General features: G+C 63.9%; 10 protein-coding genes. 9 read left to right on the forward strand and 1 reads right to left on the reverse strand.

All coding sequences use genetic code 11. The features are described 5' to 3' along the window. Positions 1–17: 17 nt before the first annotated feature. From B5526_RS07070 to B5526_RS07110, 9 genes are all read left to right on the forward strand, one after another. Positions 18–1,004, forward strand: a complete 987-nt coding sequence (locus tag B5526_RS07070; protein ID WP_079537567.1) for an ABC transporter ATP-binding protein — start codon at positions 18–20, stop codon at positions 1,002–1,004. Beyond that, the gene (locus B5526_RS07075; protein WP_079537568.1) at positions 1,001–1,993 is read left to right on the forward strand and encodes an ABC transporter ATP-binding protein; all 993 of its coding nucleotides are present in this window, start codon (positions 1,001–1,003) and stop codon (positions 1,991–1,993) included. Before B5526_RS07070 ends, B5526_RS07075 begins: the two co-directional genes overlap by 4 nt. Before the next feature lie 97 nt (positions 1,994–2,090). Beyond that, on the forward strand, positions 2,091–3,893 hold the full coding sequence (locus B5526_RS07080; protein WP_079537569.1) for a gamma-glutamyltransferase family protein: 1,803 nt from the start codon (positions 2,091–2,093) through the stop codon (positions 3,891–3,893). 9 nt (positions 3,894–3,902) lie between these two features. Next, positions 3,903–4,613, forward strand: a complete 711-nt coding sequence (locus B5526_RS07085) for a DUF1028 domain-containing protein (protein ID WP_079537570.1) — start codon at positions 3,903–3,905, stop codon at positions 4,611–4,613. Further along, positions 4,610–5,599, forward strand: a complete 990-nt coding sequence (locus B5526_RS07090) for an ABC transporter ATP-binding protein (protein WP_079537571.1) — start codon at positions 4,610–4,612, stop codon at positions 5,597–5,599. Before B5526_RS07085 ends, B5526_RS07090 begins: the two co-directional genes overlap by 4 nt. After that, positions 5,596–6,708 (forward strand): ABC transporter ATP-binding protein, encoded by a 1,113-nt coding sequence (locus tag B5526_RS07095; protein ID WP_079537572.1) that lies wholly within the window; start codon positions 5,596–5,598, stop codon positions 6,706–6,708. Before B5526_RS07090 ends, B5526_RS07095 begins: the two co-directional genes overlap by 4 nt. A 17-nt stretch (positions 6,709–6,725) precedes the next feature. Next, positions 6,726–8,237, forward strand: coding sequence for an ABC transporter substrate-binding protein (locus B5526_RS07100; RefSeq protein WP_079544759.1), 1,512 nt, complete (start codon positions 6,726–6,728; stop codon positions 8,235–8,237). 307 nt (positions 8,238–8,544) lie between these two features. Then, positions 8,545–9,486 carry an ABC transporter permease gene (locus tag B5526_RS07105; protein WP_079537573.1) on the forward strand — a complete coding sequence of 314 codons (942 nt, stop codon included), beginning with the start codon at positions 8,545–8,547 and terminating at the stop codon, positions 9,484–9,486. Between the two features lie 5 nt (positions 9,487–9,491). After that, the gene (locus B5526_RS07110; RefSeq protein WP_079544760.1) at positions 9,492–10,379 is read left to right on the forward strand and encodes an ABC transporter permease; all 888 of its coding nucleotides are present in this window, start codon (positions 9,492–9,494) and stop codon (positions 10,377–10,379) included. Between the two features lie 177 nt (positions 10,380–10,556). On the opposite strand, the gene cnbZ is transcribed toward B5526_RS07110, so the two are convergent. Continuing rightward, complete coding sequence (cnbZ, locus tag B5526_RS07115) at positions 10,557–11,300, reverse strand: 2-amino-5-chloromuconate deaminase CnbZ (RefSeq protein ID WP_079537574.1); 744 nt, start codon at positions 11,298–11,300, stop codon at positions 10,557–10,559.

Genomic DNA, 11,300 nt, shown 5'->3' on the forward strand with positions numbered 1-11,300 from the left:
CGCATGCAATTTACCGCATGACCGAACCCGTTCTCTCCGTGCGTAACCTCAAGGTGGAGTTCGCCACCCGCCGCAACACGCTGCGCGCGATCGACGGCGTTTCCTTTGACATCGCCAAGGGCGAAGTGCTGGGCGTAGTCGGCGAATCCGGCGCCGGCAAATCGGTCACCGGCCTTGCCGTGATCGGCCTGATCGATCCGCCCGGCCGCATCAGTGGCGGCGAGATCTATCTGTCGGGCTTAAGGATCGACAATTTGCCGCCGGAGGAACTGCGCCGCATCAGGGGCAAGCGCATCGGCATGATCTTTCAGGATCCGCTCACCAGCCTTAACCCGCTCTATCGGATCGGCGACCAGCTGGTCGAGACCATCCGGACCCACACCAATCTTTCGGAACAGGCCGCACGCAAGCGCGCGATCGATCTGTTGGCCGAGGTCGGTATTCCCGCCCCCGAAAAACGCGTCGATGCCTATCCGCATGAATTTTCCGGCGGCATGCGCCAGCGCGTCGTGATCGCGCTTGCGATCTGCGCCGAACCGGAACTGATCATCGCCGACGAGCCGACCACCGCCCTCGATGTCTCCGTACAGGCCCAGATCATCGCCCTGATAAAGCGGCTCGGGCGCGACCACGGCACGGCGGTGATGCTGGTGACCCACGACATGGGCGTGATCGCCGAGACTTCCGACCGGGTCGCGGTGATGTATTCCGGACGCGTCGCCGAAATCGGCCCGGTGCAGGACCTCGTGCAGCACCCCTTACATCCCTATGCCAAGGGATTGATGGGCGCGATCCCGACGCTGGCCGGCGAGGCCGCGCGGCTTGTGCAAATCCCGGGCTCGATGCCGCGGCTGTCCGCGATCCCTCAGGGTTGCTCGTTCAACCCGCGCTGCGCGTTTGCGTTCGATCGCTGCCGGATCGAACGGCCGGAGCCGATCCGGCACGGCACCCAAGCCGTCGCCTGCCATCTTTATGACGCCGCCGCCAAGGACACAGCGGCATGAGCTCAGCGCCCTTCATCAATGTCAAAAACCTGCGTCGCGTGTTCGATGTCTCAAAACCCTGGCTGAACCGGGTGATCGAGGGCGGCCATCTTGAATTGCTCAAAGCCGTCGATGGCGTCACCTTCGACATCAAGAAGGGCGAGACGTTTGCGCTCGTCGGCGAATCCGGCTCCGGCAAGACCACGGTTGCCCGGATGGTCGTCGGATTGCTGCCGCCGAGTTCGGGCGAAGTGATCATCGACGGCGTCTCGATGAGCGACCCCCGGCAATTGCAGGCGCGCCAGCAATTGCGCCGCCGCATCCAGATGATTTTCCAGGATCCCTATGCGAGCCTCAACCCGCGCTTCCGGGTCGATGCCATCGTCGCCGAGCCGATACGGGCGTTCGACCTGATCCAGGGCGAGCGCAACATCCAGGCGCGGGTCGGCGAGCTTTTGAGCCTTGTCGGCCTGCACGCCGACGATGGCTGGAAATTTCCGCATGAATTTTCCGGCGGGCAGCGGCAGCGGATCGCGATCGCCCGGGCGCTGGCGTCCGAGGCCGAGTTCATCGTCTGCGACGAGCCGACATCGGCGCTCGACGTGTCCGTGCAGGCGCAGATCCTCAATCTGATGCGCGACCTGCAGGACAAGTTCGGCCTCACCTACCTCTTCATCAGCCACAACCTCGCCGTGGTCCGCCACATGGCGAGCCGCATCGGCGTAATGTATCTCGGCCGCATCGTCGAAATCGCGGAAGGCCGCCAACTGTTCAATAGCCCCCGCATGCCCTACACCAAGATGCTGTTGGGCGCGGTGCCGGATCTCGCGATGTCCGGCCGCCAGCGGATTCCGGTCAAGGGCGAAATCCCCAACCCGATCGATCCGCCGCCCGGCTGCGCCTTTAACCCACGCTGCCCGCTGGCCTTCGATCTGTGCCGGAGGGAGGCGCCGGCGCTGATTGACGGCGTCGCCTGCCACGCCGTCAACCTCGCCCCAGCACCCGCCTGATCACGGGGATGCGAGCAAACCCTTCCACGGGGCCGGTTGGCAGGCCGCTTTGGCTGTGGTCAAGTGCACCGGCCGCAGCAGAATTTGATGGATTCCCATGAGCAACATCAATCCCGATCCGTTCACCACCCGGCCCGAAATCGAGGGCACCTTTGGGGTCGTGACGTCCACCCACTGGATCGCCACCGCGGTCGGGATGGCCACGCTCGAAAAGGGCGGCAATGCCTTCGATGCTGGGGTCGCGACCGCGTTCACGCTGCAGGTGGTCGAGCCGCATCTCAACGGCCCTGGCGGCGACGTGCCGATCATCGTGCATGACGTCAAGCGCGGCCGCACCGAGGTGATTTGCGGCCAGGGTCCGGCGCCGGCGGGCGCGACCATTGCGCATTACCGCAGCGAGGGCCTGGAGATGGTGCCCGGCACCGGGCTGCTCGCCGCCTGCGTTCCCGGCACTTTCGAATCCTGGATGCTGCTGCTGCGCGACTACGGCACGCTTCGCCTGCGCGACGTGCTCGAGCCTGCGATCGCCTATGCCCGCGACGGTTACCCGCTGGTGGAGCGCGCTTCCGCCACCATTGCGACCGTCGAGCAGATGTTCCGGAAGCACTGGAAGACCTCGGCCGCGGTCTATCTGCCGAACAATGAAGTGCCCAAACCCGGCACGCTCTTCACCAACAAGACGCTGTCGGAAACCTATGCCCGCATCCTGACCGAAGCCGAAAGCGCCGGCGCCGACCGCACAGCCCAGATCGAACGCGCGCGCAAAGCCTGGTCGCGCGGCTTTGTCGCGGAGGCGATCGACAATTTCTGCCGCACCCAGGAAGTCATGGATGTCAGCGGCTCACCACATCGCGGCGTGTTGCGCGCCGACGACATGGCGCGTTGGCAGCCAAGTGTCGAAGCCCCGCTGACTTACGATTATGGCCGCTACACCGTCTGCAAGGCCGGGGTCTGGAGCCAGGGCCCGGTGATGCTGCAGCAGCTCGCGCTGTTGAAGGGATTCGAGCTCGACGGGCTCGATCCGACAGGTCCGGAATTCATCCATCTGCAGATCGAATGCGCCAAGCTCGCCTTCGCCGACCGCGAAAAATTTTATGGCGATCCGAATTTTAACGAAATCCCGATCACGACGCTGTTGTCGGATGCCTATAATGACGAGCGCCGCAAGCTGATTTCAGAAAAGGCCTCGCTCGACTTCATCCCCGGCTCCGTCGAAGGCTTTGGTTCAGTCGTAAAACTGCGCCGCGCGGAGGGCCATCGCGAGGCGGTCGGCGCCATGGGCGCCGGCGAGCCGACGGTCGGCCGCTTCGGCGAGGTGCGCGGCGACACCGTGCATTTCGACATCATCGACCAGGCCGGCAACATGATCTCGGCGACGCCGTCGGGCGGCTGGCTGCAATCCTCACCGGTTATTCCGGAACTCGGCTTCTGCCTCGGCAGCCGCGCGCAGATGTTCTGGCTCGAGGAAAATCACCCTGCGGCTTTGGCGCCGGGAAAACGCCCCCGCACCACGCTCTCGCCGACCATGGCGCTGCGCGACGGCGAACCGTATCTGGCCTGGGGTTCGCCCGGCGGCGATCAGCAGGATCAATGGACCACGCAATTCTTTTTGCGGCACGTTCACGCCAAGCTCAATCTGCAGGAAGCGATCGACGCGCCGGCGTGGCATTCCGAGCATTTCCCGATCTCGTTCTGGCCGCGCACCGCGCGCCCCGGCGTGCTCGTGGTCGAGAACCGCGTCCCGAAGGCCACGATCGATAACTTAAAGACCCGCGGCCATATCGTGGAGACCGGCCCCGACTGGTCGGAAGGCCGCCTCACCGCCGCCTCCAAAGTCGGCCGCCGCCGCCGTGCCGCCGCCAATCCCCGGGGCATGCAGGGCTACGCGGCCGGACGGTGAAGAACTGAGATGACCTGGTCGATCATCGCCCGCGACAATGCAACCGGCCAAATCGGTATCGTCGTTGCGACAAAATTCTTCGCGGTCGGGGCGCGCGTGCCGCATATCGCAGCTAGCTTCGGCGGCATCGCAACGCAGGCGCTAGTGAATCCCTATTACGGCATCGACGGCGTAAAATTGCTGCGCGAGGGACGTGAGCCGCGCGATATCATCCAGACCCTGATCGCAGCGGACGCCGGCCGCGAGAGCCGGCAACTTCACATCATGGATGTCCATGGCCGCATCGCCTCCCATACCGGTCGCGACTGCGTCGACTGGTGCGGACATCTCGAGGGCGACGGTTTTTCCATTGCCGGCAACATGCTGGCGGGCCCGCGCGTGTTGGACGACACCGCGAAAGCTTATGTCGCCGGCAAAAGCCTGCCGTTCGCGCAACGCCTGATCGCGGCGATGCGATCCGGCGAAGCCGCCGGCGGCGACAAGCGCGGCAAGCAATCGGCGGCGCTTTTGGTCCATGGCGAGGAGGAATGGTCCGACCTCGACCTCCGCGTCGACGATCACGCCGATCCGCTGGCCGAGCTCGAACGCCTCGAACAAGTGAGCCGCGAGCGCTGGGTGCACTTTCGCCAATTCCTCCCCACGCGCAAGAATCCGGCTGGCGTTACTGACCGCGCCATCATCGATGCCGGGATCGAAGCGGCGATCGCGGGCGAGAAATGACCGCAAGCCCGCTGATCGAAATCGAGGGCTTGCGCGTGCTCTTCCATGGCGACAACGGCCGCATTATGCACGCGGTCGACCGCGTCGATCTCAGTGTCGCCAGGGGCGCGACGCTCGGCCTGGTCGGCGAATCCGGCTGCGGCAAGAGCGTCACGTCGTTGGCGATCATGGGTCTGCTCTCAAAGCATTCGGCCGAGGTCACCGGCTCGATCCGTTTCGATGGTTTCGATCTGCTTGATGTGCCCGACGAGACGCTGCGTGATCTGCGCGGCAACCGCCTGGCGATGATTTTTCAGGAGCCGATGACCTCCCTAAACCCGAGCTTTACCATCGGAGAGCAGATCATCGAGACCATCCTGCGCCATCGCGGCGGCTCACGGGGCAACGCGCGCGAGCGCGCCATCGAACTGTTGCGCCGCGTCCATATCCCCTCGCCGGAGCGGCGCATCGACGAATATCCGCACAAGCTCTCCGGCGGCATGCGCCAGCGCGTCATGATCGCGATTGCGCTGGCCTGCGATCCGATGCTGCTGATCGCGGACGAACCCACCACCGCGCTCGACGTCACCCTGCAGGCGCAAATCCTCGATTTGATGCGCGAATTAAAGGCCGCGAGTGGGGCTGCGATCATTCTGATCACCCACGATCTCGGCGTGGTCGCGGAAGTCTGCGACGAGGTCGCGGTGATGTATGCCGGCGAGATCGTCGAGCGCGCACCGGTCGATGAGTTGTTCGCTTCGCCCCAACATCCCTACACCGTCGGCTTACTCGGCTCGATCCCGCGGCTCGACCGCCGCGCGTCGCATCTTGCCACCATCGAAGGCATGGTACCCAACATGGCGGCGCCCCCGTCCGGCTGCCGTTTTGCGGCACGCTGCCCGTTCGTCGGCGATATCTGCGTGGACACACCGCCGCCGATGGTGGCATTAAGCCCCTCGCACTGGTCGCGTTGCGTTAAGGCGCCGCTGGAGAAATTGGTGTCGTGACTGCCCTCCTCGAAGTCGAAAACCTCAAAAAACATTTCGTCGCGGACCGTTCGGTGTTCGGGCGGCCGACGGCATACGTCAAAGCGGTCGATGGCGTCAGCTTCAGTGTCGAGGCCGGCAAGACGCTGGCGCTGGTCGGCGAATCCGGCTGCGGCAAATCGACGGTGAGCCGATTGGTGCTGCGGTTGATCGAGCCGGATGCGGGCAGCATCCGCTTCGAGGGCCGCGACCTGCTCGCGCTGGATTCAAACGAACTGCGCGCGTTCCGGCGCGATGCGCAGATCATCTTCCAGGACCCCTATGCGTCGCTCAATCCGCGCATGACGGTGAGCCAGATCCTGACCGAGCCCTTAGCGCTGCATGATCTGGTGCCGGCGGCGCGCCGGCGCGAACGCGTCGAGCAATTGCTGCGCCTGGTCGGGCTCGAGCCGCGCTTTGCACGACGCTACCCGCACGAATTTTCCGGCGGCCAGCGCCAGCGTATCGCGATTGCGCGCGCGCTCGCGGTCGAACCGAAACTCGTGATCTGCGACGAGCCGGTGTCGGCGCTGGATGTCTCGATCCGCTCGCAGATCCTCAATTTGCTGCGCGACCTGCAGGACCGGCTTGGACTTGCCTACATCTTCGTCTCGCATGATCTGGCTGTGGTAAAACACATCGCCGACCGCGTCGCCGTGATGAATCTCGGCGCCATCGTCGAAACCGCGGATACGCAAGCGCTGTTCGCCTCGCCGCGTCACCCCTATAGCCGCGCGCTTCTGTCCGCGATCCCGGTGCCTAAACCGCGGGCAAAACGCAGCCGTATTGTGCTGCAGGGGGAGATGCCGAGCGCGCTCAATCCGCCGCCAGGCTGCCGCTTTCATACGCGCTGCCCCTATGTGATCGATCGCTGCCGCGCCGAACCGCCACAACTGCTCGACGATGCGGCAGGACATGCGACCGCGTGTCACCGCGCGGCGGAATTGCCGCCGCCCGACACCATCATTCCCAATGACGGCGCCTTCTCGCCGGCGTTGGAACGATTGGTGGCGGCTTTCAGCGGGCATGCGGAAGTAGCCGGCTCTTGCGGTGTTGATATAGTCGGGGCTGCGCCACCGGCGGTCGTATGAAGGTAAGGATCAGTCTGATGAATAATTTGCGCTTGGCGCTTGTTGCGATGACATTGCTGATATCGCCGGTCACGGGAGCGCACGCCGAGAGCACGCTGCGCATCGGGCTTGCCGAGGACCCGGACATTCTCGACCCGACGCTGGCGCGCACCTATGTCGGCCGCATCGTGTTCGCAGCCTTCTGCGACAAGCTGTTCGACATCGACGAAAAGCTCAATATCGTGCCGCAGCTCGCGCTGTCGCATGAGACTTCCGCCGACGGCAAGGAGGTCACGATCAAGCTGCGCTCCGGTGTGAAATTCCAGGACGGTGAGCCGTTCGACGCCGAGGCCGCGAAATTCTCGCTCGAGCGTCATCTGACGCTGCCGACCTCCTTCCGCAAACCCGAACTGGCCGCGCTCGACCATGTCGATGTCGTCGATCCCCTCACCATCAAGCTGGTATTGAAGACGCCCTACTCGCCGCTGCTGGCCCAGCTTACCGACCGCTCCGGGATGATGGTCTCGCCCAAGGCGGCCAAGGAAGAAGGCGACAAGTTCGGGTTGCATCCGGTCTGCGCCGGCCCCTACAAATTCGTCGAGCGCCAGCAGCAGGACCGCATCGTATTCGAGAAATTCGCCGACTACTGGAACAAGGACAACATCTTCATCGACCGCGTGGTGTTTCTTCCGATCGTCGATTCCACTGTAAGGCTCGCCAATCTGAAATCCGGCGGGCTCGACCTGATCGAGCGGCTGCTGGCGACCGATATCAAGGAGGTGCGCGCCGATCCGAAGCTCGTATTGTCGACCTCGCTGTCGCTGGGCTATGAGGGCATCACCGTCAATATCGGCAATGACAAGAACAAGGGGCCGCTCAGCCAGTCCGCCAAGGTGCGGCAGGCGCTCGATCTTGCGATCGACCGCGAGGCGGTCAATCAGGTGGTCTACAACGGCGAATTCGTGCCGGGCAACCAATGGGTCAATCCGGAACATCCGTATTACCAGAAGGCCTATCCGGTGCGTGCGCGGGATATCGAGAAGGCCAAGGCGCTGCTGAAGGAAGCCGGAGTAACCGCACCCGTCACCGTCGATCTCATGGTGGCAAAAAACGTCGAGCGCGAGACGGTAGCCCAGGTGATCCAGTCGATGGCGGCGGAAGCCGGCTTCGACCTGAAGATCAGGGTCACCGAGCTCGCCACCGCGCTGAAAGCAGCCGAAGCCGGCGAATATCAGGCTTTTATTCTCGACTGGAGCGGGCGCATCGATCCCGACGGCAACTCCTATATTTTCCACAAGACCAAGGCGCCGCAGAACTACAGCGCCTATTCCAATGCTGACGTCGATAAGGCGCTCGAAGACGCCCGCCTCGTCACCGACCTGGCGCTGCGCAAGTCGATCTACGAAAAAATGACAAAGTCGGTCCTCGAGGACGAGCCGATCATCTATCTCTATCACCGCAAAAACCTGATCGCGCACACGACCAGGCTCGAAGGCTACAAGCAGATGCCGGACGGATTGGTGCGCGTGGTCGGGCTGAAATTGAAGTGAGGATGATCGCGGTGAGTTACCGCCTGGGGAGAGAGCCCCTCACCCCGACCCTCTCAGAGCGAGCTTCGCTCGTCTCGACCCCGCCAAGGGCGGGGAGAGGGGGCGGTAAGCGCGTGCCGAGGCGGCAAGCAAAGCTCTTTCTTAACCTCTCCCCGCTCTTTGCGGGGAGAGGTCGGAGGCGGCGCGTAGCGGCGCCTCCGGGTGAGGGGCATGGCACAGTGCCGTGGCGAATTCAGCGTTCGCGGATGGAAGAGCCCCTCACCCCAGCCCTCTCCCCGCGAAGAGCGGGGCGAGGGAGAAGAAACCCATGCTGAACTTCCTCGGCAAGCGCATCCTGCAGCTGATCCCGACGCTGTTCTTCGTGTCGATCCTGATCTTCTCGCTGCAGCATTTGTTGCCCGGCGATCCCGCGCTTGTCATGGCCGGCGAGGAGCGCGATCCCGACGTGATCGCCCATATAAGGGCGCAATACCGGCTCGATCAGCCGATCCCGGTGCAATATGTCTACTGGCTCAAGGGCGTTGCGTCGGGCGACTTCGGGGAATCGCTGCGCATCAAGATGCCGGTGCGTGAATTGATCGCGCAGAAACTGCCGGTGACGATGCAACTGGCGTCGATGGCCATCCTCATCGCGTTCCTGATCGGCATTCCCGCCGGCATCGTCTCGGCGGTCAAGAAGGGCACCGCGTGGGACTATGGCGCCAATTTGTTCGCGCTGTGGGGCATCTCGACGCCGAATTTCTGGCTCGGGATCATGCTGATCTTCTTGTTTTCGATCGAGCTCGGCTGGCTGCCGGCCTCGGGCTATGTGCCGCTTTCGGAAAACTGGCGCGCCAGCCTTGCCTCCACCATCATGCCCGCCTTCGTGCTCGGCAACGCGATTGCCGCGGTCCTGATGCGGCACACGCGGAGCGCCATGCTGCAGGTCTTGGAAAGCGATTATGTCCGCACCGCCCGCGCCAAGGGTCTTGCCGAACGCTCGGTGATCCTCAAGCACGCCATGCGCAACGCGCTGACGCCGGTGATCACGCTCGGCGCGCTCGAGCTCGGCACGCTGCTGTCGGGCGCGGTGCTGACCGAGCAGATTTTTACCATCCCCGGTTTTGGTAAGCTGATCGTCGACGCCGTGTTCAACCGCGACTATGCGGTCGTCCAGGGTGTCGTGCTGGTGACGGCGACCATTTACATTCTTTTGAACCTGATCGCCGATATCGCTTACATCCTCGTCAACCCGCGATTGAGGTCGTGAACAGCATGACCGATGCCGCGCTTGGCGCAATCCCTATTGCCGCTTCCGACGAGCTGGAAAGCCCGGCCCAGCGCGCGTTGCGCCGGCTGTTGCAGCGCAAGGGCGCGGTGGTCGGGATGGTCGTGATCGCGATCTTCATCCTGCTCGCAATATTTGCGCCGCTGATCGCGCCCTATGATCCCCTGGCGACCAGCTGGACTTTGGTGCGCAAGCCCCCCTCGGCGGCGCACTGGTTCGGCACCGACGACCTCGGCCGCGATATCCTTACCCGCGTGATCTATGGCGCGCGCGCCTCGCTGATGGCCGGCGCGATCTCGGTCGGCATTGCGCTTCTGGTCGGCGTGCCGTTCGGCCTGTTGTCGGGCTATCGCGGCGGCTTTGTCGACGCGCTGATCAGCCGGGTCACCGACGCCATGCTGGCCTGCCCGTTCCTGATCCTCGCCATTGCGCTGGCGGCATTTCTCGGCCCGAGTCTGAGCAATGCCATGATCGCGATCGGCATCACCACGACGCCCATCTTCGTGCGGCTGACGCGGGGACAAGTCATGAGCGTCAAGGTCGAGGATTATGTCGAGGCCGCGCGCGCCATGGGCAATCCGCGCTGGCGCATCGCGCTGTTTCATATCCTGCCGAACATCATGCCGGCGCTATTGGTGCAGGCGACGCTCTCGATCGCAGCCGCTATCATCGCCGAAGCGGCGCTGTCGTTTTTGGGCCTCGGCCAGCAGCCGCCGGCGCCGTCCTGGGGCAGCATGCTCAACGCCGCGCAACGCTTTCTGATCAACGCGCCGTGGATGGCGATATGGCCGGGACTGGCGATCTTTCTCGTGGTGCTGTCGTTCAATTTGGTCGGCGACGGTCTGCGCGATGCGCTCGATCCCAGGGAGCGGTAGCCGTTTTCAGGCATACGATCGCCGCGAGCACGGTGCGCCCCCTCTCCCGCGCTTGCGGGGGAGGGTTGGGGTGGGGGCTCTCTCCGCAATGGGATTCGCGGAGAGAGCCCCCACCCGCCTCGCTTTGCTCGGCACCCTCCCCCGCAAGCGCGGGAGAGGGAAGAGAAACCAGCACTTTCAAATCACCATCTCCCGCTGCACGCGCCGGCAATCCATCTCGTATTCGAGATCGATCACCGGCGGCCGGGCGAAATGCCACGTTAGTCCCGAGCGCATGGCGCCGTGGCGGACCAGCTCATCCGCGATCACCGGATGGAAGTCGTGCACGGTGTAGGCCTGCACTCCCGTGGTGTCCTTCCAGCTGAACCCGAACGCGTCGAGACGGCTTTCCATGGCGCCGACCGTGAAGCGGACTTTTTCCTTTAATCCCTCAGGGCTGAGATCACGAAAGCGCACGATGCGCTCGGGATAGCTGCCCGCTCCGCCGCGCGCTTCGGCGCCGCCGGCGATGACGAAGGATGGCGCGGTACTCTGGCTCGGGCGCGTGAACGAGAAGGCATAAAATGACGGCTCGGCCGGCGGGTCGATTTCGGGGCAGACATTGCTGCGCGCCACCGGATTGGTGGTGCCGTCGAAGATGCCCCATTCGCTAAGCGTCTTCACATAGTGTTCGTTGAATTTTCGAAACCCGTCCTCGGTAAAGGCGGCCGGCGAGCGCAGCTCGCAGGCGCAAAATGACGTCAATGGCCGGCCCGCGGCCTGGATATATTTTGCGGCTTGCGCAAATCCTTCGGCGAGCGGGGTTAGCCGGTCGAACCGCACGCGCTCGATCTCAAAGCCAGGCAAGGCCGCGGCGCCGCTCGAATATTGAAACACCGCCGGGATGAACCGGTAATTGCCGGGGGCAAAATCGCGAATCAT

The sequence above is a fragment of the Bradyrhizobium lablabi genome, from assembly GCF_900141755.1.
Taxonomy (GTDB): Bacteria; Pseudomonadota; Alphaproteobacteria; order Rhizobiales; family Xanthobacteraceae; genus Bradyrhizobium; species Bradyrhizobium lablabi_A.